Here is a 23,714-nt window from a genome sequence, read left to right as displayed (position 1 = left end):
TATTCTCGCAGATTAAAAGAACCGAAGCTGTGTCCCGCTGCGGACAGACGCCCGTTCTGCAAGGCGCTCCGCATGAACGGCGGAATCCGGAAGCTCCGCAAGGAACGAAGAAGGCGTTTTGCCGGTCAAAAGAAGCAATTCCTCTTTTGCGCGGGTAATCCCGACATAGAACAGACGGCGTTCCTCTGCGGGATCAGCAGTTCGTCCGGGCTGTGAGAGCGGAAGGAGATCCTGTTCCACACCGCAGAGAAAGACGACCGGAAATTCCAGCCCTTTTGCCGCATGCAGCGTCATCAGAGAAACGGCGTCCGACCGATAGGTTTTGCCGCCGCTGCGGGTCAGGTCGCTTTCGGTACCGAGCGTCAGGTTTTGCAGAAAATCCGGCAGGCTGCGGAACAGGACAGCCTGGTTCCGCAGCTTTTCCAGCGCCTCTGCACCGCTACGCCCGATATCGGCGTAAAACTGATCCAAAAGCTGGTGCGGACGGCTCTTTTTGAGAAGCGGCAGATATTTTTCGCGGAGTTCCTGCCACTGCGGAACCGATTCCGGCGCAACGCTTCCTGCAGCAACAGAACGAACCAGCGCCGGCGGACAGGAAAGTCCCTCCAGCAGTGCCGTGCGCAGCGCGGTTCGATCCGCAGGACAGAGCAGTGCGCGGAAAAATGCGAGAACGCCGCGAACCTGCGGATCGCGGAGAAGCGATTCCCGTCCGGTGACGGTATAGGGGATGCCCTCTTTTTGCAAGCATGTTTCGAGCAGCTCCGCCTGTCGGTGCGTCCGATACAGACAGGCAATTTCGGAGAAACTGCGCACAGCGCTGCCTGTTTGCAGTTGTGCGTCGAGCATATCGATTCCGCCGACCATCCGATTGATTTCCTTTGCGACAAAGAGTGCTTCGGAGAATGCATCCGGCGCGCGCAGCAGACGGACAGGCGCTCCGCCCGGCCGGGCGGGCTCTAGAGCAAGGCGCGTATCGCTTGCATTCCGCGCAATGGCAGCGCCGGCACAGCGCAGAATTTCCGGTGTGGATCGGTAATTTTGGCGAAAGACAATTTGCCGGGCATCGGGGAAATCGTCTTTCAGGCGTGTGAAGCACTGCGAATCCGAACCGCGGAACCCGTAGATCGACTGATCCGGGTCTCCGATCACAAACAGACTGCGGCTATGCTGGCTCCATTTTTGAATCAAGCGGTATTGTACGCAGTTGATATCCTGAAACTCATCGACCAGCAGATGCGAAAACCGAACCTTGCGCTTGAGCGGGAAGGATTCCTCCAATACACGGAGCAAAAGGTCATCAAAATCCAGAGCGTCCGCCTGCTGCAGACGCGCCTGATAATCGGCGCAAATTTCCGGGGTCAGCAGAGCGGCGGCTTTTCCTTCCGGCGTGCAGCCGTTTTTGATTCGAGAGATTCCGCTGAGCAGCTGCTTTGGCGTAAGCGAGAGGGAAAAGGCGCGGACAGTTTCTTCAGCAAAACAGAGCGCATCCTCTTCGCTGAGCAGAGTTGTTTCGATTCCGGCTTCCGCAAGCAATCGCAGACAGATTCCGTGAAAGGTTCCAATGGTGACGGCAGCGGCCTTTTGACCGGTTTGTGCAAGCCGGTCCCGCATTTCCCGGGCCGCCTTGTTGGTAAAGGTAACGGCAGTGATGGCGCTTGGCGGGGTACCGGTTTCCAGAAGATGTGAAATTCGGGCGATCAGCGTTTTGGTCTTTCCGGTGCCGGGACCGGCAATGGCCAGAATGCAGGCGTCCTCGGCGCAGACGGCGGCCTCCTGTTCGGCGTTCAGATTGTTTTTGGCGGGTGCGGAAGGCGCGGACGCCTCTTTTGGGGCGTTTTGCGGCGCCTTGGCCGGCGCGGGGCGGCGTTTCTTTGGCGGGCATGCAACCGCGGTGCCAAAAAGACTCATTTGACCCGATAGCATACTGATTTCCGCCGGCTCCAACAGGTGCAGCTTTCCGTATTCCCCGTCATAGCCGGGATCCATGGTAAGCGTGCCCGCGCGCATACGGCGGATGCCTTCTGCCACGCACGGTCCGGCGACAGGTTCCAATTCCGACACGGAAAGGCTGCGCAGAATGGAAAACTCCGATCCCAGCGTTTGCAGGAGATGTTCATAACAGGTCTGCACCTTCATGCTGGCAGGCGTAAAGCCGGTCGAAGCGGCGATGACTTCTGGGAGCGGAATCAGATTTTCATACGGGCGTGCGCCCGGCGGGATGATACCGGCAGGGCGATCTGCGAGCGCTTCGACGCGGTGCAGCACGCCAATCGTGAGCTTTTTGCCGCAGACCGGACAGATTCCGTCGGTCTGCAGCGTTTCGCCCGGCGTCAGGCAAACGCCGCAGTTGCGGTGCCCGTCGTAGTGATATTTGCCCTCTTCGGGGAAAAATTCAATGGTTCCGTAAAAGCCCTGCGGATCTTCTCCGCGCAGGGCACGCCGGATGGCGGGGTAATTGCAGGCGGTACGGAAAAGGTTGGCCTCCCGTCCGAGTTTTTGCGGCGAATGTGCGTCTGAATTGGAAACCATCACATACGGATCAAGTGCAGAGAGCTGCCAGTTCATCGGCGGATCGGAGGAAAGGCCGGTTTCAAATGCGCGAATCTCCGAGGAAAGATCCCCGAAACAGGCCTCGACGCTGTCAAAACCGGAAAATGCACCGAACATGGAAAAGTGCGGCGTCCAGATATGCGCTGGAATCAGCATAGCGTCCGGGCAGACGTCAAGCGTAATTTCCAGCAGATCCCGGCTGTCGAGCCCGAGAATCGGGCGGCCGTCGGAATGCAGATTGCCGATTTTCTCAAGACGCCGGGAAAGCGCTTCGGCTGCCTCAAGGTTCGGCAGTAAAATCAAGTTATGAACCTTTCGGGTGCGGCCGTCCTTTTTATAGATCGAGCTGATTTCTCCGGTGACAAGAAATCGCGGATCCGAAACCTCGCCGGCAACGGAACAGGGCAGACGCAGAGAGTCCCGCAGACGGTAAAGCCCCTCTTCGGCGGGAACAAGGGCCTCTTTCAGCTCGGCGCGCCATGCGGGATGGGTGAAATCCCCGGTGCCGAGAAGCGCGATGCCCTTCTTTCTGGCCCAAAGATCCAAATCAGGCAGCGCGCAGTCGCGGCTGGTCGCGCGGGAATAGTGGGAATGAATATGGAGATCTGCGATGAACATGGCCGGGTTCCTCCAGAAAGCTTAGAATACTTCTATCATAGGCGGTTTTGGCCGCAGATGCAAGCGCAGAATTCAGGAAGAAAGATGGAATCACAAGGCGGGATGTGGTATAATAATCTAGCGAGAATAACCTCAGCCAGACCCCCAAGTACCGGCGGGGAATCGAACTGGCCAACTGCCGCAGCCCGATAGCAGAATTGTCCCACACCATCGGGCAAAACGGCGTTTTGGCGGGAGATACAGAGGCTTGCAATAGAAGTCGGACATTTTTGGAATGGAGCGGTATCATGCAGGAACGAGAAGGGTTGCGCGAAAAATTGGGGGCGCTTGCAGATCCGGAATACCGGGTATTTACGGCGCGTTTGCTGCCGACGGTCGGGGAAAACCGAATCCTCGGCGTGCGGTTGCCTGCGCTGCGCAAACTTGCCAAGGAACTGGCGCACGGAGATTGGCGGGCCTATCTTGCAGGCGCTTCAGATGATTTTATGGAAGAAATCATGCTGCAGGGCATGACGATCGGCGGCGTCCGGGCGGAGCCGGCGGAAATTTTGCCGTACGTTGCGGCATTTGTTCCGAAAATTGACAACTGGTCCGTATGCGACAGCTTTTGCGCCTCTTTGAAACTTGCCCGCCGCGCGCCGGAGGCTGTCTGGGATTTTTTACAGCCCTATTTACAGGAATCCCGCGAATATTACGCGCGGTTCGGCGTGGTGATGCTGCTGGATCATTTTATAACGGAATCCTATCTCCCGAAGGTAATTAAGGCGCTGGACAGCGTCGCCTGTAACGGGCAATACTATGTGCAGATGGCCGTTGCGTGGGCTGTATCCGTCTGTTTTGCGAAATTCCCGGAGCAGACGATGGACTATTTGCGCGGGGACACGAATCTTGACCTCTTTACTTACAACAAAGCCTTGCAGAAAACGCGGGAATCTTTTCGCGTCGATGCAGAAACCAAGGCAGTTTTAAAACAGATGAAACGGAAATAGAAGGAGGCACAGCATGGAGTGGTTTGATCTTATGGACGCAACCGGACGGAAAACCGGCGAGAAAAAAGAGCGGGAGGCCGTCCACCGCGACGGCGACTGGCACCAGAGCGTACATGTTTGGGTGATCCGAAACGGCGAAGTGCTGCTTCAGAAACGTGCGGCGGACAAGGAATGCTTTCCGGGGTGCTGGGATGCCGCCTGCACAGGGCATGTTTCCGCCGGAGAAGATATTTTGGAAGGCGCGCTGCGGGAACTTCGGGAGGAAATCGGCGTACAGGCAAAGCCGGAAGCACTGCGCTACCTCTTTACCCAACAGCTTTGTGTGCACAGCGGCGCGTTTTGCAGCAATGAGTGGAACGACGTCTTTTTGCTGGATCCCGCGGAACTTCCGGAAAAGCTGCAGTTTCAGCGGGAAGAAATTTCTGCAGTCAAATGGATGGACGCCGCGCTGCTCGGGGAGCGGATTCTGATGCACGATCCGCTCTATTGCATGTCGGCGGAAGAATACCGGCAGGTATACCGGCAATACAGTCAGCTGCCGCGGGAGGCTTTATGAATGTTTTGGTAACCGGCGGCGCAGGATTTATCGGAAGCGCCTTTTTGCGCCGGATGCTGGCGCGGCACCCGGCGGATCGCTTTGTCAATCTGGATTTGCTGACGTATGCTGCAAGTCGTGAGGCGCTGGAGGGCCTGCAAGGGGCTTCCAACTACCGGTTCCAAAAGGGCGATATCGCCGACCGGGAGCTTGTCTTTGCGCTTTTTGCGCAGGAGAACTTCGATGTTGTCGTCAATTTTGCCGCAGAGAGCCATGTGGACCGTTCCATCCGCGATCCGTCGCTGTTTTTGCGGACCAATTTGTTGGGAACCCAGGTGCTTCTCGACGCCGCCCTGCACTTTGGCGTTTCGCGGTTTCATCAGGTTTCGACGGACGAAGTGTATGGAGAATTGCCGCTGGAAAGCACAGCCCAGTTTACAGAAGACACGCCGCTTCGGCCTTCCAGTCCGTACTCCGCAAGCAAGGCGGGTGCGGATCTGCTTGCGTTTTCCTATCATCGCACCTATGGATTGCCGGTCACGGTTTCGCGCTGTACCAATAACTTTGGACCCTATCAGCATCCGGAAAAGCTGATCCCGCACGCGATCCAATGTGCGCAAAACGGGCAGCCGGTTCCGGTGTATGGAACCGGGAACCATGTGCGGGATTGGATTTTTGTGGAAGACCACTGCAGCGCGATAGAATGCATTTTGCAAAATGGACAGCCCGGGGAGCTTTATTTGATCAGCGCAGAGGAACCGCGGGACAACCTCTCGCTTGTACGGGAAATTTTACGGCTGCTCGGAAAACCGGAGACCCAGCTGCAGTTTGTTGCGGATCGTCCGGGTCATGACCGCCGGTATGCGCTCAGCGCAGAAAAGCTGCGCAGGACGCTTTCCTGGCGGCCGGAACATCGCTTTGCGGAAAGTCTGCGCAAGACGGTGGAATGGTATGTCGAGAACCCGTGGGCGCTAAAGCGGCCGGGCGGCGTAAGTTTTACAGAGAAAGAGGGAAGTGGGGAACATGTATTATCAGATCGGGACAGCGCTTCAGCCCTGTGAGGCCGGAGACTGCATGCGGGAAACCGGCGGATTTGCCGCCGTGCTGACACCGGAAGAAACGGCGCAGTCTCCGCTTCTTGCCGGAACGGATCCGGCGTTTCTGCAAAAATGTGAGCGGATCCGGTACTGCAAAGCGGAGGTTTATCCGGATGCCGTTCTCGGAACCATTGCCGTTCCGGCTGAGAAAGGAAACGGGTATCGGGAACTGGCATATTGTCTGCGGAAAAATCAGGTGATCTTTTGGGACAGCGCCGGAATTTGTGAAAAGCTCCTGGAGCGGATCGCCAAAACGCGGAAATGGAAGCATCCGTCGGCGGGACTGCTCTTTTGTGATGTCATCGATTTGCTGACGGAACAGGATTTTTTGCGCCTGGAAGAAGAGGAAAACCGGATTGCGCGCCTGGAGACGGAGGTGCTCGGCGGCGCATGTCCGAATTTTAACCATCAGATGCTGCACCTGCGCAAGACGACCATGCGGTTTTACCGGTACTACACCCAGCTGACAGACGCCCTGCACCGGCTTTTGGAAAATGAAAACGACTACCTGGATGATACCGCCTGTCTGCATCTGCGGATTTGCATGGACCGCCTGTCGCGTCTGCAGGGGGAAACGCAGATGCTGCGGGAATATTCGATGCAGGTGCGCGAGGTGTACCAGGCACAGCTCGATATCCGGCAGAATAAAATCATGAAGATTCTGACCGTTGTGGCGACCATCTTTTTGCCGCTGACGCTTGTGACCGGCTGGTACGGCATGAACTTTGCGAACATGCCGGAGCTGAAATGGCGGTACGGCTATGCGCTTGTGATTGCGGCCAGCGTGCTGATCGTTGCGGGAAGCGTTTGGATTTGTAAAAAGAAAAAGTTTTTGTAAAGTTGCGCTTGTAAAGGGCCTGTTCGGGTAAAATCCGGACAGGCTCTTTTTGTATGCGATTTTACCTCCATTTAACATTCCTGCACTTTTACATTTTACATTGTAAATTTACCATAATACTTGTAAGAACGAAAAAGACAGAATAAAAAAAGGAGAATGAACCATGAAAAAGATTGGATCACTTATGCTGGTGCTCGTATTGATCCTTGCCGCAATGGCGGGATGTGCATCCGGCAACACGGAAAGTTCAAGCAGCACAGCGTCTGCAGCGGAATCGCAGACATCGCAGGCAGAAAGCACTTCGGAACCGGCAAACGCAGACCTGGGCGCGATCAGCGTCGTTTCCCGTGAAGACGGCTCCGGAACCCGCGGCGCATTCATTGAACTGTTCGGGATCGAAGAAAAAGATGCCGACGGGAACAAAATTGACAACACGACTGAGGAAGCGATTGTGACAAACAGCACCTCTGTCATGATGACAACCGTGGCAGGCAACCCCGCGGCAATCGGTTACATTTCGCTCGGCTCTTTAAACGATACGGTGAAGGCGCTGAAAATCGACGGTGCGGATGCAACGGTCGAAAATATCAAGAGCGGCAGCTACAAGGTGTCAAGGCCCTTCAACATCGCAACCAAAGGCACACTCAGCGAAGCGGCGCAGGATTTTGAAGATTACATCCTGAGCGCAGAGGGGCAGGCAGTCATTGAAGAGAACGGCTACATTGCAGCGGATGACGCAGCAAAACCCTATGCAGGCAAACAGCCTTCCGGCAAGGTTACCGTGGCAGGATCCTCTTCGGTCACACCGGTGATGGAAAAACTGAAAGAAGCCTATGCAGCAGTCAACCCGAACGCAGAAGTTGAAATTCAGGAAAGCGACTCCACAACCGGTATGAACTCCACAATCGAAGGCATCTGCGATATCGGAATGGCATCGAGAGCGCTTAAGGACAGCGAAAAAGAAGCAGGCCTGACGGAAACAAAGATTGCAATCGACGGAATCGCCGTGATTGTCAACAAGGAAAACAGCTTTGACGGCATGACCAGTGAAGCGGTCAAGGGTGTCTTTACCGGAGAAATTACAGACTGGTCTTCTGCAAAATAAAAAAGAACGTTTGAGAATACGCAGGGCAAATGGGAAACGGTATCTGTTACCGTGGCCCGTTTGCCATATGGGAGGAAGCTATGAAAAAACCGATGGAATCCGCGATGCGGGTGGTGTTCTTGGTTGCGGCCTGCGCGTCCATTTTGGCGGTGGCCCTGATCTGTATTTTCCTGTTTGCAAACGGGATCCCGGCAATGGGGAAAATTGGCGTCCTCAAGTTTTTGACCGGGCAAAAATGGAAACCCGGCAATGACATTTACGGGATCCTGCCGATGATTCTCGGCAGCTTCTATGTTACGGCAGGCGCGCTCATGATCGGCGTGCCGATTGGAATTTTGACCTCGATTTATATGGCCCGGTTTTGCCCAAAAGGACTGTATCGGTTCTTAAAACCGGCAGTCGGGCTTTTGGCGGGCATTCCCTCTGTTGTTTACGGCTTTTTCGGAATGGTCGTTTTGGTCCCGATCGTGCGCGATCTGACCGGAACAGACGGCAACAGCATCTTTACCGCCTCGCTGCTGCTCGGCATGATGATTCTGCCGACGATCATTGAGGTTTCGGAATCTGCGCTCCGTGCCGTGCCGGAAAGCTATTACGAAGGCGGGCTGGCGCTTGGTGCAAGCCATGAGCGCAGTGTATTCTTCACGGTTCTGCCTGCTGCAAAATCCGGCATTTTTGCCGGTGTCATTCTCGGAATCGGGCGTGCAATCGGCGAGACGATGGCGGTCATTATGGTCGCCGGAAACCAGGCGCGGATGCCGGCAGGACTCTTCAAGGGCGTGCGGACGCTGACAACCAACATTGTCATGGAGATGGGCTATGCCGCCGATCTGCACCGGGAAGCGCTGATTGCCACGGCGGTTGTGCTCTTTGTCTTTATTCTGATCATCAATACCGCGTTTTCGCTTGTGAAACGGAGGATGGCATAAATGGAATCGATTAATAAACGCTCCTTGCGCCAAAAATGGGCTTCTTACCGGCGCAGTCCTCTGTCGCTTGTGCTGTTTTTACTGGTTTCGCTTGCCGCCCTCCTGACGATGCTGGTGTTCCTGTTTTTGGTGGGATATATTCTCGTGAAAGGAATTCCGCATCTGAAGCCCTCGCTTTTTGCATGGCACTATACTTCTGAAAATGTCTCAATGACGCCGGCGATCGTCAATACCGTCACCATGACGCTTTCGGCGCTGCTGATTGCGGTTCCGCTCGGTGTGTTTGCGGCGATTTATCTGACCGAATATGCAAAACGCGGCAATAAGCTGGTTTCTGTAGTTCGGATTACGGCCGAGACGCTCTCCGGAATTCCATCCATCTGCTACGGCTTGTTCGGCATGTTGTTTTTCGTCACGGCGCTGAAATGGGGATATTCCATGCTCGCCGGTGCATTTACCCTTGCAATGATGATTCTGCCGCTGATTATGCGTACGACAGAGGAAGCGTTGCGGAGCGTGCCGGATTCCTACCGGGAGGGCAGCTTTGGACTCGGTGCCGGAAAACTGCGGACGGTGTTCCGGATTGTATTGCCTTCCGCGGTGCCGGGCATTTTGGCGGGCGTGATTCTCGCAACCGGCCGAATTGTCGGGGAGACGGCGGCGCTGATGTATACCTCCGGAACATTTACAGAAGTTGCGGCAAACCCGATGGCCTCCGGACGTATGCTTTCGGTGCACATGTACTCGCTCTCGCGCGAAGGCCTGCACGTCAACGAAGCCTATGCGACGGCAGTGGTGCTCTTGCTTGTTGTCATTGGAATCAATGGCCTGTCGCAGCTTGCGGCAAAAAAACTGATGAAAGGATAAAGGGGTATGGAGAAATTTCAGATCCAGAATCTCGATTTGTATTACGGAGAATTTCACGCGCTCAAGGATATCAATATGCGGATTCAGGCCAATGAAATCACCGCGTTTATCGGGCCTTCCGGCTGCGGAAAATCCACGCTTTTAAAGACGTTGAACCGCATGAATGACCTGGTGGAGGGCTGCCGGATTACAGGCGGCGTTTCGCTGGATGGCGAAGATATTTACGGGGACATGGACGTGAACCTCCTGCGCCGCCGGGTCGGAATGGTCTTTCAGAAGCCGAATCCATTCCCGATGAGCGTCTATGACAATATTGCCTTTGGCCCGCGCACACACGGCATTCACGCCAAAGCCAAACTCGACAATATCGTTGAAAAGGCGCTGCGGGATGCAGCCATCTGGGACGAGGTCAAAGACCGCCTGAAAAAAAGCGCGCTGGGCCTTTCCGGCGGACAGCAGCAGCGGCTTTGTATCGCACGGGCGCTGGCGGTGGAGCCGGAGGTGCTGCTGATGGACGAGCCGACTTCTGCGCTGGACCCGATTTCTACTTCTAAAATTGAAGATCTTGCCGTGGAGCTCAAAAAAGATTATACTATTGTTATTGTTACGCACAATATGCAGCAGGCGGTTCGAATTTCTGATAAGACCGGATTCTTCCTGCTCGGTGAGATCGTGGAATTCGGCGAAACGGAAAAACTTTTCTCTATGCCGACCGATAAGCGCACCGAGGATTATATCACAGGGAGGTTTGGATGATGCGCAGCAAATTTGATGAACAGCTCAAACAGTTAAATGTCGAATTGACCGCGATGGGCGGATTGTGCGAAACGGCCATTGCAAACGCCGCAAAGGCTTTGATGACCGGAGATCCGAAGCTCGCAGAGAATGCCATTACCATTGACGCGCAGATTGACGACAAGGAACGCGAAATTGAATCGCTGTGTCTGAAGCTTTTACTTCAGCAGCAGCCGGTTGCACGCGATCTGCGGCAAATTTCTTCGGCGCTCAAAATGATTACCGATATGGAGCGTCTGGGCGATCAGGCGGCCGATATTTCCGAAATTGTAACGCTCGAGAACATCCGGGCGTCGGAGAGCGCGGGGCATATCGGCGATATGGCGCGGGCGACCATCCAGATGGTCAACAGCAGCATTGAGGCGTTTGTCCGCAGAGATTTGGAACTCTCGCACGAGGTCATTGCGTCCGATGATGTGGTAGACGCGCTTTTTGACAAGGTCAAAGGGGAAATTATCGAAATGATCCGTCAGGACAGGGCAGACGGAGAACACGCAATCGATCTTCTGATGATCGCAAAATATTTTGAGCGGATCGGCGACCATGCGGTCAATATTGCAGAATGGGTGGAATTCTCGATTACAGGCGTCCATGCAGAAAGCGACGTGGAGAAGGAGTAAACGCGACATGATTTACTGTGTGGAGGACGACGAAAATATTCGGGAACTGATTGTATATACGCTGCAGTCTACCGGGTTTGAAGCGGCGGGTTTTGCAGACAGCGAGACGTTTTGGCAGGCTGTCGCGAAACATACGCCTTCTCTTGTAATCCTCGATATCATGCTGCCCGGCGAAGACGGACTGTCCATCCTCAGACGCCTGCGCGGAAACAGCAAGACCGGACGCATTCCGGTCATCATGGCGACGGCAAAAGGAACCGAGTTCGACAAGGTGACCGGCCTCGATGGCGGCGCTGATGATTATCTGACAAAGCCGTTCGGCATGATGGAACTGGTTTCGCGCGTGAAGGCGGTTTTGCGCAGGGTAGAACCCGAAAAAACGCAGGAATTGCGTGCGGGCGAGATCGCGCTCGATGTCACCCGGCATACGGTGACGGCGAACGGAGAACCGGTTTCGCTGACACTCAAGGAATTTGATTTGCTCCGCTGCATGATGGAACATCCGGGTGTCGTCTTTACCCGGGATCAGCTGCTCGGAGAACTCTGGGGCTACGATTTTGACGGAGAGACCCGCACAGTCGACGTTCACATCCGGACATTGCGCCAAAAACTCGGCGCGTGCGGGGAACGGATCGAGACGGTACGCGGGGTCGGCTACCGGATTGGAGGGTAAAATGAGACAGCGTGTTTTTCGAAATATGAGTTTGCTTGCGATCATTGCGCTGCTTTTGGTTGCGTTTCCGGTATGTTTTGTCAGTTATATGAATTTTCAGAAAGAAATCCGGGAAGAAATTCGCCGGGAGACCACCTATATCGCAGCGGCGATGGAGGAGAATCCGGATTATGCCGAGCAGCTTCCCGCAGCGGACCGGAACCGGATTACGGTGATTGCGCCGGACGGCACCGTCCTTTATGACAGTGCCGCATCGGCCGGAGAGATGGAAAACCATCTGGAACGTCCGGAAATTCAGGCCGCACTTACAGAAGGCAGCGGGGAATCGGTGCGGATGTCCGGCACGATCGATCAGCAGACCTTTTACCGTGCGGTTCGTCTGAACGACGGATCGATTCTTCGTGTCGCTGCCACGACCGACAGTATGTTTGCCGCCTTTGCCGGCAGCATTCCGTATTTAGTACTGGTGTTTGCAGCCATTCTGATCATTGCACTTCTTTTGGCGGGAGGCCTGACCAAACGAATCGTCAAGCCGATCAACGCGCTTGATTTGGAGAACCCGCTCTCGAACGATACCTATGATGAGCTTTCTCCGCTGCTTTCCCGGATCGAAAAGCAAAACCGGCAGATTCAGACCCAGATTGGGAAATTGACAGAGAAGCAAAGCGAGTTTTCTGCAATTTCGGAGAATATGAGCGAGGGGATGATTCTCCTAAATCCGGAATGCGATGTGCTGTCCATTAACAGCAGTGCAGTTCGGCTGCTGGGAATTCCGCCGCGCGCGTATGCTGGCGAACATATCCTGACCGTCAGCCGGGAGCCGGAATCCAGCGCGGCAGTCGAAAAGGCGCTTTCCGGAAAAGAAGGCCGGTGCGTCCTCAAGAAAAACGGCCGGTACTGCGAATGGATGGCCAATCCGGTGCTCGAAGGAGAGTCGGTCCGCGGCGTGGTGGTTCTGATTCTCGATGCGACAGAGAAATATAACGCGGAGAAAATGCGGCGTGAGTTTTCAGCCAATGTTTCTCACGAATTAAAGACGCCGCTCCAGTCGATTTCCGGTTATTCGGAGCTGATGAAGGACGGCATCGCCAAGCCTGCAGATGTCCCGAAATTTGCGGAGCGAATTTATCACGAATCGGCTCGGATGATCGCGCTGATTGACGATATTATCCAGCTTTCCATGTTGGACGAAGGGACGCAGGCGCTGCCGTTTGCGTCGGTCAATCTGTATGAAATTGCCAAGAAAACGGTTTCTCAGCTTGCACCGCATGCACAGGCAAGCGGCATTCGTTTGACGCTGAATGAAGGAGAGCCGGTGAAGATTTCCGGCGTGCAGCGCCTTTTGGCGGAAATGATCGGGAATCTTTGCAGCAATGCGGTGAAATACAACCAGCCCGGCGGATTTGCCGAAGTCTCCGTCGAAAAAGAGGACGACCGCGCGGTCCTGACGGTGCGCGATAACGGCATCGGAATTCCGCAGGAACAGCAGAGCCGTGTGTTCGAACGCTTCTACCGCGTCGACAAGAGCCGGTCCAAGGAAACCGGCGGAACCGGGCTTGGCCTTTCGATTGTCAAGCATGCGGCAATTCTCCATCATGCCTCCATTGACCTGCAGAGCAAGGAAGGCGAAGGAACGACCATTCGCATTGTGTTTCCGAAAACAGAATCCTAACGTCAGAAAAACCGCCCGCGCCGGATGAAAAAATCCGGTGCGGGCGGTTTGCTTTTGTGCGTTTTGGTTATGCGCTTTTTTGCGTTGGCCGCAGGAATCCTTATCCGTGCAGGCGTTTGGCGAAGTCGGCCATGGCTTCCGAAATCCGGATTTGCTGCGGACAAACCTGTTCACAGCTGCGGCAGCCGATGCAGGCGGACGGCTGTTTGTCCTCCGGGACGGCCATCAGTGCCATAGGTGCGAGAAATCCGCCGTTTGTAAAGCTGTGCTCATTGTAAAGGTCCAAAAGCATCGGAATATCCAGCCCCATAGGACAATGGCTGACGCAATAACGACAGGCGGTGCAGGGCAGTGTGTCGCCGAGCATGCCGTCGGCAATGGAGAGCAGCGCCTCTGTTTCGGGCTCCGAGAGCGGACGCGCCGTCTCAAACGTCGCGATATTTTCTTTTAACTGGTTTAAATTGGACATGCCGGAAAGCACGGTTGTCACGCCGGGAATTCCCTGCAAAAAACGGAATGCCCAGGCGGGCGCCGATTCCTCCGGGCGCAACGCCTTCAATCGTGTCATATCTGCGTCGGGCAGACTTGCCAGCCGGCCGCCTCTTAACGGCTCCATAACCCAGATCGGAATGTTCCAATCCCGCAGGAGGTTTACTTTTTGCTTGGCATCCTGGAAAGACCAGTCCAGATAATTGAGCTGAATCTGACAAAATTCCATTTCGGCGCCGTAGGCTTTCAGAAACCGGGTCATGACTTCGCAGCTTCCGTGCGAGGAAAAGCCCAGATGCCGAATCCGCCCGTTTTTCTTTTGCTCCATCAAATAGGAGAAAATGCCATATTGCTCGTCGAGATATGCATCGATGTTCATTTCGCAGACATTATGAAACAGATAGAAGTCAAAATATGTCACGCCGCATTTTTGAAGCTGACGCTCAAAGATTTCTGCGACTTTCGGCATGTTTGAAAGATCGTATCCGGGAAATTTTGTGGCCAGATAATAGCTGTCCCGCAGATAGGCGGAAAGCGCTTTGCCGATCTCAATTTCGGAATTGCCGCTATGATAGCCCCAGGCAGTGTCGTAGTAATTAATGCCGTGTTCCATTGCATAGGCGACCATTTCTGCGACCGCTGCAGCGTCAATTTGCGCATCGTTTCCGTCGACAACCGGCAGACGCATGGCGCCCAGCCCGAGCGCGGACAGACGGATGTCCTGAAAATTTCGAAAAATCATGGAAGGCCCCTCCTGTTTTCGTGAGATTTTTAAAATCTGCTTTTCTTTTATTATAAAATCTGCGGGTTTAAATCGCAAATATAGATTTTTCAAAAGATGTTGAATTCTGTAAAAATACGATTAAAAGCAATCAAAGGAGCTGACGGCCGATTCCCAAGGGCAAATATACCTGCTAGCGTGTTTTTTGGCGCGCTTTTCTCTTTGCGCTTTGGCGGGTGTCAGCACGACGGCGTTTCAAGAAGCAAACATTGCGTGAACGCTGTGTTTGGCGGATATCAGCAGGCAGAAACGGCAAAAACCTGCGGCCCCCAAAGGGCTTGCTGCAGGATAGACGCATTCCTGTCCGCCAAAACGATGGCATCGCTTGTTTCTCAACGAAGAATAAGAACCCGATAAAAAACAAAAAGCCGTCTCAAACAAAATCTGTTTGAGACGGCTTGGAGCTGGTGAGCGGACTTGAACCGCTGACCTGCTGATTACGAATCAGCTGCTCTACCGACTGAGCCACACCAGCAATTTTGCACCATTTTTGGCGACTTGAAAATGATACCACATTTCACAAACGGTGTCAAGCTGTTCCGGCCCGGATTCCGATGAATTTTTCCAAATCTTCTCCGACTTCCTGAAAAAACCTCCTCCCAGCCATTTTTACGCCGGGAGGAGGTGCAAAATACGTTACAGGGAAACCTTTACGCCGCCGGCATTCCGGATGGAAAGAATGTGGCAGGTGTCTTTGCCGAACACGGATTCGATTTCCGCCTTGTACCGCGGAACGAGATCCAGGGGCACAAATGCCTGCATCGTGCCGCCAAAGCCGCCGCCGTGGATACGCCAAGCGCCTTTTCCACGGAGAATCCGTTCGGAAACGGCAAGCGCAAGGCTGACTCCCTGCGATTGCGGATCTTTGATGGAATAGGCATTTTGCAGATACATGGCGGAAGAATCCCCGGATTCGAGAATCAGCTCTTTAAAGTACTCAAAATTGCCGCCCTTGAGCGCGTGGGCTTCTTCCTGTGCGCGCCGGTTGTCCGCGAAGAAATGGATCGCACGCAGGGCGGCGCGGTCGCCGGTTTGTTTGCGGATTTCTCCGAGACGGCGGAAAAATTCTGCCTCGTCGGCTTCCCGCAGATGTTCACAGCCGAGCAGCGTCGCAACTGCCTTCATCTCACTTGGAATGGAAGCATAGTCGCTTGTAAGGTCGGCGTGGCTTCCGCCGGTGTCGACGATACACATGGCGTACCCGACGCCATCAAGGCTGAAAGAAACTTTTTCGAGAACCGGTTTTTCAGGATCCCGGAAATCGATCGCCGTAAAGCCGCCGACCGAGCTGGCCATCTGGTCCATCAATCCGGAGGGCTTTCCAAAGTAGACATTTTCGGCGTACTGCGAAATCTGTGCGGCGGTAATCGGGTCAATGGCGCCGTCGTTATAGAGATGGCTGATGATCGTCACGGCCAGCACTTCAAAGGAAGCGGAACTCGAGAGGCCGGAGCCTTTGAGAACCTGGGACATGGTGAAGGCGTCGAAGCCGCCGATTTGATAGCCAAGCTGCTTACAGCGCGCGCAGATACCGCGCAAAAGGGAAGAGGAACGCTCTTTTTCCGATTCCTGTACGGAGAGATCGGAAAGATCAATGACATCCATTTTTTCGTATTCAATGGATTTGAGGCGGATGACATTTTCATCATTTTTGGCGGCAGCAGCCACAATGTCCAGATTGACCGCCGCTGCCAGGACACAGCCGCGGTTATGGTCGGTGTGGTTTCCGCCGATTTCTGTGCGTCCGGGTGCGCTGAAGTACGAAAAATCGCGATTGTTTCCGAAATATTCGGAAAATCCCTCTTTTATGGTTTCATAGCGCTGTTTTTGCGCGTCAAGTTGGTGCGGATATAATGCCTGAAAGGATTCGGTCATGAAACTCCCTCTTTTCTTTGAAAATAATGGCCGGATAACCGGGACATTAACGTTCATGCTTCTGCAATTTCTTATTATATACACAGGCGGCTGGGAATGTCAATTGCTGTTTTGGAGAGAAAGAAAAAGAGACTTACAGCGCTAGAAAGTGACATAAAACAAAAATAAATGATACTATATGGTAAAAATACAAGTTGCAATCGCAAGTAAATGATGATAGAATAGAGTCATTCCAAAGGAATAGATTGAAAATTTGCGGAGGTGCAGCATGGCGGGATATCTCATTGGGATCGACATCGGAACGCAGGGAACCAAAGCAGTCCTTTTTGACACGGAAATGAACACGATTGCGTCTTCGTTCGAAGGCTCGAAACTGATTCAGCCCAAGCCGGGCACCGTCTGGCAGGAGGCGGACGACATTTATGAGTCCTGTATTCGCACAATTCACGACATCATCGAAAAATCCGGCGTCAATGCGACGGATATTTTGTCTGTTGGAATTGATTCTCAGATGGCCGGTATCATGGGCGTCGGCGCAGACGGCGAAGCGGCAACCTATTATGATTCCTGGCTCGATACGCGCTGTGACGCTTATGTGGAACAGATGCGTTCTGTCGCAGGGCGGCGGGTTACGGAGATCACCGGCGGTCCGGTAACCTATACACACGGCCCGAAAATTCTCTGGTGGAAAAATGAACATCCGGAGGCGTACGAAAGAATTAAAAAGTTTGTCCTGCCGCACGGTTATGTGGTCGGAAAAATGACCGGTTTGCGCGGGGAAGAGGCGTATTTTGACTATACCTGCATTCAGTATTCCGGCTTCGGCGACAACAAAAACAAGGTCTGGTCGGACGAATTGCTGGAGACTTTCGGGGTTTCCAAGGAAAAGTTCCCGCGGATCGTCTCGCCGTTTGAGGTGATTGGAACCTGTACGGCAGAATGTGCGATGGCGAGCGGCCTGAAGGAAGGCACGCCGATTGTTGCGGGCGGCGGCGATACAGCATGTTCGGTATTTGGGTCCGGTCTGTTTGAAAAAGATCTGGTGCTGGACTGCGCCGGAACGGCGTCCGTCATGTGCAGTGTGGTGGACGAATTTGTGCCGGATACCGAGTACGAGACCCTGACGATGATGCGCTCTCCGGTGGACGGCTTATGGATGCCGCTGGCTTACATCAACGGCGGCGGACTTTGCGTGCGCTGGTTCCGCGATGAATTTACCGGCGAACCGCCGATGTCTTACCAGGAACTGGAGAAAAAGGCCGGCGTGCTTCCGGCTGGCAGCGAAGGAATTCTCTTTATTCCGCACTTTGCCGGACGCGTTTTGCCGAACAACCCCTATGTCAAGGGCAGCTTTATCGGACTTGACTGGAAACACAAAAAAGAACACCTGTTCCGTGCGGTCATGGAAGGCGTCGCCTATGAGTATCATTATTATCTTTCCGTCCTGAAGACGCTTTATCCGCACAACCGGTTTGAAAATATGTACGGAACCGGCGGCGGCGCGAAGTCCGATGTGTTCAACCAGATCAAATCGGATGTTTTGGGTCTCAACGTCATCTCCTTCTCGATGGGAGATACGGCTCTGGTCGGCAGTGCGGTCATTGCAGGCGTCGGTGCAGGCGTTTTTACAGATTACCGCGAACCGATCCGCAAGATTATGCATCCGGTCAAGAGCATTCATCCGAATGCTGCAAATCATGAAGCGTACGGGGCGTATGCAGAGACCTATTTGCAGACAATCGACGCGCTGACCGGTGTTTACAAGTCTAAAATTTATCGATAATACAATCCAGGAGGTACATGACGATGTTAGCTGCAAGAATGTATGGAATCAACGATCTTCGTGTGGAAGAAGTTCCGAAGCCCAAAGTGGGAAAAAATGAGATCCTGTTAAAGATCAAGGCAGCCGCAATTTGCGGAACCGATGTCCGGATGCTGACCGCGGGCGCAAACGGAATTGACGCCGACCATCCACTGACGCTCGGCCACGAGTTTGCGGGCGTAATTGACGAAGTCGGCGAGAACGTTACGGCGTATCAGGTCGGCATGCGCGTTGTGGTTGCGCCGAATATCGGCTGCGGAACCTGCGATATGTGCGTCAGCGGAAACGGCCATCTGTGTCCGGATTACCGCGCGCTGGGCGTCAACACGGACGGCGGTTTTGCGGAGTATATGCTGATTCCGGAAAATGCAGTGCGCAGCGGCAACGTGACGGTTCTGCCGGATAACGTTTCTTTTATCGCGGGTGCGCTCAACGAGCCGTTCTCCTGCGCGCTCAACGGTTCGGAGCACTGCCATATCCAGCCGGGTGATTTCGTTTTGATTGTCGGCGCGGGCGTTATTGGCCTGATGCACGCGAAACTCGCGAAAATGGCGGGCGCCGGAAAAGTCGTTGTCAGCGATCTCGTAGAAGAGCGCCTGGAACAGTGCAAAAAGATTGATCCGGATTTCATCACCGTGGGTCTGGTAGACGATGCAAAAGTGAAAGAGCTGACCGGAAAACACGGATTTGACGTCATCATTACCGCGTGTCCTTCGCCTGCGGCGCAGAAAGCGGCGTTCGGTCAGGCAGCGGTAAACGGACGCGTCTGCTTCTTCGGCGGACTGCCGAAGGGCAAAGAGTTTGTAGAGCTCAATTCCAACATCATTCATTATAAGCAACTCGTTGTGACGGGCACGACGCGTGCAAGCATCACGCAGTACCGCAAGACGCTCGGCTTTATCGCCAACGGAACCGTAAAGGTTGACAATCTGGCGACAAAGTGCGCGCCGATTACCGAAATCCACGAGCTGTTTGAGCTGGCAAAACAGGCGAAAGGCCTGAAAAACGTCGTATTGTTCGACTGATTTTTCCAAAAGAATCTCTGCATTCTACAATGCCCCGTTCTGTGCAACCGCGCAGAATGGGGCATTTTTGCGTGAGATGTAGGACCTGGTTTCGGGAAACGGTTTCGTTGCAAGAGCGTCAAAAGAGGAAAGCATCGGGAGAATGGAGGAAAAGAACCTGGTTCAGCTCTTTACTTTTAAACTTTTATGTGTTACTATTTTAGAGGTGAAAAGCAAAGGAGCGTGAAAAAGTTGAGCAGTAAACTGAAAAATGAAAGCACGGACTTCTTGTTTAAGGCAATTTTGGAGCTGAAAACGTTAGAGGAGTGCTATGACTTTTTCGAGGATCTCTGCACGGTTCCGGAGATCAAAGCGATGTCCCAGCGCTTAGTTGTCGCGCATATGCTCAGCGAAAAGCGGGTTTACAGCGACGTGGTTTCGGAAACCGGCGCATCGACGGCGACCATCAGCCGTGTAAATCGTTCGCTTCATTACGGCTGTGACGGTTACGAGCTGGTTTTTCAGCGTATGGCGAACCGGAAAGAGGAAGAAAAATGAGCGCATATGCACCTTTTGCGCCGTATTATGATGGCCTGATGCGCAAAGCGGGCTATTCGCAGCGTGCAGACTATTTGTGCAGCCTGCTTGCGCATTTTGAACATGCGCCGGGCCTAACACTGGATCTTGCCTGCGGAACGGGCAGTATGACGGTGGAACTGGCGAAACGCGGGTTTGATATTTACGGGACGGATGCGGACGCAGCAATGCTTTCCGAAGCCATGCAGAAGGCGGATGAGGCCGGACTTTCAATCTTGTTTTTGTGTCAAAAGATGCAGCAGCTGGATCTGTATGGAACGGTGGACACCGTAATCTGTACGCTGGATGGTCTGAACCATCTTTCCGGTGAACGGGATCTGCGCAAAACATTTGAGCGGGTTTCGTTGTTTTTGAATCCGGGGGGATATTTTCTCTTTGATATGAATACAGTGTATAAGCACCGTACTGTTTTGGGGAATCACACGTTTGTCTATGATACGGAGCAGGTCTTTTGCGTTTGGCAGAATGCGTTGGATGCAGAGACAGACCGTGTTTCCATTACGCTGGATTTCTTTGAGAAGGAGAGCGGCACGGTTTACCGGCGGTCCAGCACCCATTTTTACGAGCGCGCATATTCGCAGGAAAAACTGTGTGCGCTTTTAGAGGAAACCGGGTTTCAGGTGCGCGGGGTATTTGCGGATATGACGATGCTGCCGCCGGATCCAAATTGTGAACGGCTTGTGGTGGCTGCGCAGAAACGGGAAGCATAAAGAATTTCTTGCGCGAAAATTTAAAAAAAGTATTGACATTCATTTGTCGCTGTAGTATTATATTATACGTCGCTGATGTGCGATAGGGCACAAGGACGCGAATGACGGGAGCATAGCTCAGCTGGTTAGAGCACCTGCCTTACAAGCAGGGGGTCATAGGTTCGAGTCCTATTGTTCCCACCAAATTATGGCCCGGTAGTTCAGTTGGTTAGAACGCTAGCCTGTCACGCTAGAGGTCGACGGTTCGAGCCCGTTCCGGGTCGCCATAATTTGCCTCTGTAGCTCAGATGGTAGAGCAGGGGACTGAAAATCCCCGTGTCGGTGGTTCGATTCCGCCCGGAGGCACCAGCAGCTTTTCTTAAGAAAAGCTGCAAAAATGCGGACGTAGCTCATCTGGTAGAGCGCCACCTTGCCAAGGTGGAGGTAGCGAGTTCGAGCCTCGTCGTCCGCTCCATAATAGGGCGCGCACTCATTTCGTTGTGGGTGCGCATTTTATCCTAAAATGGCGACATGGCCAAGTGGTAAGGCAAGGGTCTGCAAAACCCTCACTCCCCAGTTCGAATCTGGGTGTCGCCTCCAATTAGACAGTACCCATGCATAACGAAAGTTATGCATGGGTTCTGTTATTGGTTGTACCAAAGGCACCCCCCGGCTATGCCGGGGGTAAAAAAATAGCTTATAGCGAGGAGTAGAGTAGACAAGAAAAAAGCTCCCTGTTAGATAAGAAGTGGTTTGTCGACCACACAACAATCAAAACAGGGAGGACTTTCACGTGAAAGAAAAAGACATAAACAGATTAGATCATACGACATGGAAAGGTACTGTTAAGATTTATGCGCAAAAAGGTTTGCAGGCTCCGGCTGAATGAGAAGTCAGCCGGCAATAAGGAGACCATCCCGTCAAACAGTAAGTCTGGTACTGGACACGATCCGTTTGGCCATGAAGAAAGAGAAAATCGCTGCGGAGTTGCAGCTCCAAAGCGACTAGGGCTTTCAATACACCTCACAAGCATACTTCAAGCTAACACAATCTTATGGCATAATGCCATCCATGTCAAGGAAAGGAAATCCTTATGACAATGCAATGGCGGAAAATTTCTTCTCTATTCTAAAAACAGAATGTATTTATCGGCACAAGCCAAAGACGTTCCGGGAAGCAAATGATCTGATCGACAGATACATTCACTTCTACAACTATGAGTGCATTCAGGCAAAAACAGGAGTGGCACCGCTGACGCTGCACCACTCTGCTTAAAATTGAATATTCCTACACAGGGCTGCTTTTTTGAGCTGTCCGCACATTCTGAGGCTGTCTAGTGCGCTCCGGCCACTTTTATTTGCGCATCCAACACGCGTGTTCTTTAAGAATTTCGCTGTTCTGTCAGGGCTTCTGCGGTTTGGATCAAATCGGCAAGGCATCCGATTTTCAGATTGCTGTGCAGAATTTCATCCTGCAGATCGGCCGGAAGCGCAGAAAAGTATTCTTCCATTGCGTCGTCAAAGCGGAAAAGATCAGGCATGTTTTTCACCTCCGGCGCTTATTCTGTACGTGCTGAAAACGCTTATGAGCGGAAATTTTTTCCGAAAAATTGAGCGGACCACCGGAAAGACGCTTGCAAACAGCGGCCCGCTATGCTATAGTCAGAACCGAAAAGTGTTTGCGGCCTTTGCTCGAAAGTTCAAAACCGATCCAGATAAAGGCCGTTTTCGGCTGGGGTTGCGGTGTTTGGGACGCGGTTTGGTTTAGAATATGGATGCCGGCGTTCGCATCTGCAGCGCATTTGCCCCTCCAAAACCAAATTTCAAAAAAACTTGAACAGGTACGGATCTTTGATTTTCTGCAAATGTGTCTCAAAATTCGGACAGATCGTCCAGGACGGCGCATAATTTAAAATGAAAATCCGACCAAATCCGACCAAACGAAAAGGAGATGCAGCAATGATTCGATTTGCGATACTCGGCGCAGGCTGGCGGGCCGCATTCTTTTTGCGGGTTGCGAAGATGCTTCCGGAGATGTTTTCCGTTGCCGGGGTGCTTCTGCGGAACCGCGAAAAAGGAAAAAGATTGGAAGAAACAGAGCATGTTCCGGTCTTTTATGATTTTGATGAATTGATGAAAGAGACATTCGATTTCGCTGTGGTTGCGTACCCTTGGGAAGTTGCGTTTGAATGGAACCAAAAATTGTTTGAGCGGCAAATCCCCGTACTTTCTGAGACGCCGATTGCGCCGGATTTGGAAGCGGTCGATCAGATTTGGGAGGCTGCAGTGCGCTGTGGCGCAAAGGTGCAGGTTGCGGAACAGTATTTTGCGCAGCCTTATCACAGTGCGCTTTTAAACATCCTTTGCGAAGGCAAAATCGGCGTGCCGACGGATCTGCTGATTTCGATGGTTCACGGCTATCACGCAGTGAACCTGATCCGCCGGTATCTCGATGTGGGATTTATGCCCTGTACAATTTCCGCCAAACGCTTTTCGCAGGAACTTGTCGAAACCTGCGGCAGAGACGGCCTTGTGCAAAACGGCGCGCTGCACACAGCTGCCAGAGATACGGCAGTTTTTACGTTTGAAAACGGCAAAAACGCCTATTTCGATTTCTGTGAAGAACAGTATTTTTCTGGGATCCGTTCCCGGTTTTTGCGGATCAGCGGAACGCGCGGAGAGATTTTCGACCGGACGGTACGATATCTGAACGAGGAAGGCGACTGTGCCTGTTCGGAAATTCAGCGGGTCGAACTGGGGCAATATTCCAATCTGGAGGGCGATTCTCTGCGCGGGCTGATGCTGGACGGCCGGTATATTTACCGAAACCCGTTTGCAGAACGGACGGTTGCGGATTTCCGGCGTCTCAGCGACGAAGAACTTGCGCTTGCCAAGGTGCTTCTGGATATGAAAACGTATGTTGAGACAGGAAAAGAATTTTACGGGCTGGCGGAGGCCTGCCAGGATACCTACCTGTCGCATTGCCTGACAAAGGCGCTGGAGACCGGAAAACCGGTTCAGACCGAAAGAAAACCATGGTATCGTCCGTGAATCAAAGAGCGCTTGTGCCAAAGAGTGAAAACCGCCGGGGGAATCTCAGAAGATTCCTCCGGCGGTTTTGCGTGGGGCTGCCGGTCAGACAAAAAACGCACACGGCATCCAAACGAAGC

At 53.2% G+C, this 23,714-nt stretch carries 21 protein-coding genes and 6 tRNA genes; 22 read left to right on the top strand and 5 right to left on the bottom strand.

Annotated features, from left to right (window positions below; translation table 11 throughout):
* Positions 1 to 12: 12 nt before the first annotated feature.
* Positions 13 to 3,168: a UvrD-helicase domain-containing protein gene (locus IAG03_RS00230; RefSeq protein WP_249317630.1), complete on the bottom strand. Its 3,156-nt coding sequence runs from the start codon at positions 3,166 to 3,168 to the stop codon at positions 13 to 15.
* A gap of 287 nt (positions 3,169 to 3,455) precedes the next feature.
* On the opposite strand from IAG03_RS00230, the gene IAG03_RS00225 reads away from it, so the two are divergent.
* From IAG03_RS00225 to IAG03_RS00175, 11 genes are all read left to right on the top strand, one after another.
* Positions 3,456 to 4,157: a DNA alkylation repair protein gene (locus IAG03_RS00225; protein WP_249317628.1), complete on the top strand. Its 702-nt coding sequence runs from the start codon at positions 3,456 to 3,458 to the stop codon at positions 4,155 to 4,157.
* A gap of 13 nt (positions 4,158 to 4,170) precedes the next feature.
* Positions 4,171 to 4,713 carry an NUDIX hydrolase gene (locus tag IAG03_RS00220; RefSeq protein ID WP_249317626.1) on the top strand — a complete coding sequence of 181 codons (543 nt, stop codon included), beginning with the start codon at positions 4,171 to 4,173 and terminating at the stop codon, positions 4,711 to 4,713.
* The gene (rfbB, locus tag IAG03_RS00215; RefSeq protein WP_249317624.1) at positions 4,710 to 5,753 is read left to right on the top strand and encodes a dTDP-glucose 4,6-dehydratase; all 1,044 of its coding nucleotides are present in this window, start codon (positions 4,710 to 4,712) and stop codon (positions 5,751 to 5,753) included. The genes IAG03_RS00220 and rfbB overlap by 4 nt, the downstream gene beginning before the upstream one ends.
* Positions 5,716 to 6,627 (top strand): magnesium transporter CorA family protein, encoded by a 912-nt coding sequence (locus tag IAG03_RS00210; protein ID WP_249317622.1) that lies wholly within the window; start codon positions 5,716 to 5,718, stop codon positions 6,625 to 6,627. Before rfbB ends, IAG03_RS00210 begins: the two co-directional genes overlap by 38 nt.
* A gap of 163 nt (positions 6,628 to 6,790) precedes the next feature.
* A complete protein-coding gene (locus tag IAG03_RS00205; RefSeq protein ID WP_249317620.1) occupies positions 6,791 to 7,732 on the top strand; it encodes a substrate-binding domain-containing protein in 942 nt (313 codons plus the stop codon).
* Positions 7,733 to 7,812: 80 nt separating this feature from the next.
* Complete coding sequence (gene pstC, locus IAG03_RS00200) at positions 7,813 to 8,661, top strand: phosphate ABC transporter permease subunit PstC (RefSeq protein ID WP_249317618.1); 849 nt, start codon at positions 7,813 to 7,815, stop codon at positions 8,659 to 8,661.
* Positions 8,662 to 9,528 (top strand): phosphate ABC transporter permease PstA, encoded by an 867-nt coding sequence (gene pstA / locus IAG03_RS00195; protein WP_249317617.1) that lies wholly within the window; start codon positions 8,662 to 8,664, stop codon positions 9,526 to 9,528. It begins immediately after the preceding gene.
* A 6-nt stretch (positions 9,529 to 9,534) separates the two neighbouring features.
* Entirely contained in the window at positions 9,535 to 10,284 is a 750-nt protein-coding gene (pstB, locus tag IAG03_RS00190) for a phosphate ABC transporter ATP-binding protein PstB (RefSeq protein WP_249317615.1), read from the top strand.
* Positions 10,284 to 10,943 (top strand): phosphate signaling complex protein PhoU, encoded by a 660-nt coding sequence (gene phoU / locus IAG03_RS00185; protein WP_249317884.1) that lies wholly within the window; start codon positions 10,284 to 10,286, stop codon positions 10,941 to 10,943. The genes pstB and phoU overlap by 1 nt, the downstream gene beginning before the upstream one ends.
* Before the next feature lie 7 nt (positions 10,944 to 10,950).
* Positions 10,951 to 11,616 (top strand): response regulator transcription factor, encoded by a 666-nt coding sequence (locus tag IAG03_RS00180; protein WP_249317613.1) that lies wholly within the window; start codon positions 10,951 to 10,953, stop codon positions 11,614 to 11,616.
* Position 11,617: 1 nt separating this feature from the next.
* Entirely contained in the window at positions 11,618 to 13,288 is a 1,671-nt protein-coding gene (locus IAG03_RS00175) for a sensor histidine kinase (RefSeq protein ID WP_249317611.1), read from the top strand.
* A gap of 100 nt (positions 13,289 to 13,388) precedes the next feature.
* Here IAG03_RS00175 and IAG03_RS00170 read toward each other — a convergent pair whose 3' ends face one another.
* The 3 genes from IAG03_RS00170 to IAG03_RS00160 form a co-directional block, all read right to left on the bottom strand.
* The gene (locus IAG03_RS00170; protein ID WP_249317609.1) at positions 13,389 to 14,519 is read right to left on the bottom strand and encodes an aldo/keto reductase; all 1,131 of its coding nucleotides are present in this window, start codon (positions 14,517 to 14,519) and stop codon (positions 13,389 to 13,391) included.
* 438 nt (positions 14,520 to 14,957) lie between these two features.
* Positions 14,958 to 15,033, bottom strand: a tRNA-Thr gene (locus IAG03_RS00165).
* 161 nt (positions 15,034 to 15,194) lie between these two features.
* Positions 15,195 to 16,433, bottom strand: coding sequence for a galactokinase (locus tag IAG03_RS00160; protein ID WP_249317608.1), 1,239 nt, complete (start codon positions 16,431 to 16,433; stop codon positions 15,195 to 15,197).
* Positions 16,434 to 16,701: 268 nt separating this feature from the next.
* Here IAG03_RS00160 and IAG03_RS00155 point away from each other — a divergent pair, with 268 nt between their 5' ends.
* From IAG03_RS00155 to IAG03_RS00110, 10 genes are all read left to right on the top strand, one after another.
* Complete coding sequence (locus tag IAG03_RS00155) at positions 16,702 to 18,216, top strand: xylulokinase (RefSeq protein ID WP_249317607.1); 1,515 nt, start codon at positions 16,702 to 16,704, stop codon at positions 18,214 to 18,216.
* A 23-nt stretch (positions 18,217 to 18,239) separates the two neighbouring features.
* Positions 18,240 to 19,280: an alcohol dehydrogenase catalytic domain-containing protein gene (locus IAG03_RS00150; RefSeq protein WP_249317605.1), complete on the top strand. Its 1,041-nt coding sequence runs from the start codon at positions 18,240 to 18,242 to the stop codon at positions 19,278 to 19,280.
* Between the two features lie 231 nt (positions 19,281 to 19,511).
* Complete coding sequence (locus IAG03_RS00145; RefSeq protein WP_249317604.1) at positions 19,512 to 19,817, top strand: YerC/YecD family TrpR-related protein; 306 nt, start codon at positions 19,512 to 19,514, stop codon at positions 19,815 to 19,817.
* Positions 19,814 to 20,566: a class I SAM-dependent DNA methyltransferase gene (locus IAG03_RS00140; RefSeq protein WP_249317602.1), complete on the top strand. Its 753-nt coding sequence runs from the start codon at positions 19,814 to 19,816 to the stop codon at positions 20,564 to 20,566. Before IAG03_RS00145 ends, IAG03_RS00140 begins: the two co-directional genes overlap by 4 nt.
* Positions 20,567 to 20,672: 106 nt before the next feature.
* Positions 20,673 to 20,749 (top strand) — tRNA-Val (locus IAG03_RS00135).
* A 6-nt stretch (positions 20,750 to 20,755) separates the two neighbouring features.
* Positions 20,756 to 20,832, top strand: a tRNA-Asp gene (locus IAG03_RS00130).
* Positions 20,833 to 20,838: 6 nt separating this feature from the next.
* Positions 20,839 to 20,914, top strand: a tRNA-Phe gene (locus IAG03_RS00125).
* Positions 20,915 to 20,944: 30 nt separating this feature from the next.
* Positions 20,945 to 21,020: transfer RNA gene (locus IAG03_RS00120), tRNA-Gly, on the top strand.
* Positions 21,021 to 21,070: 50 nt separating this feature from the next.
* Positions 21,071 to 21,145, top strand: a tRNA-Cys gene (locus IAG03_RS00115).
* A 462-nt stretch (positions 21,146 to 21,607) separates the two neighbouring features.
* Complete coding sequence (locus IAG03_RS00110; RefSeq protein ID WP_283242900.1) at positions 21,608 to 21,820, top strand: integrase core domain-containing protein; 213 nt, start codon at positions 21,608 to 21,610, stop codon at positions 21,818 to 21,820.
* A 106-nt stretch (positions 21,821 to 21,926) separates the two neighbouring features.
* On the opposite strand, the gene IAG03_RS00105 is transcribed toward IAG03_RS00110, so the two are convergent.
* Positions 21,927 to 22,085: a hypothetical protein gene (locus IAG03_RS00105; protein WP_249317599.1), complete on the bottom strand. Its 159-nt coding sequence runs from the start codon at positions 22,083 to 22,085 to the stop codon at positions 21,927 to 21,929.
* Positions 22,086 to 22,503: 418 nt separating this feature from the next.
* Here IAG03_RS00105 and IAG03_RS00100 point away from each other — a divergent pair, with 418 nt between their 5' ends.
* Positions 22,504 to 23,595: a Gfo/Idh/MocA family protein gene (locus tag IAG03_RS00100; protein ID WP_249317597.1), complete on the top strand. Its 1,092-nt coding sequence runs from the start codon at positions 22,504 to 22,506 to the stop codon at positions 23,593 to 23,595.
* Positions 23,596 to 23,714: the final 119 nt, after the last annotated feature.

It is taken from the genome of Yeguia hominis (assembly GCF_014384705.1).
Classification (GTDB): domain Bacteria; phylum Bacillota; class Clostridia; order Oscillospirales; family Acutalibacteraceae; genus Yeguia; species Yeguia hominis.
This window is presented reverse-complemented; position numbering and strand designations above follow the sequence as displayed.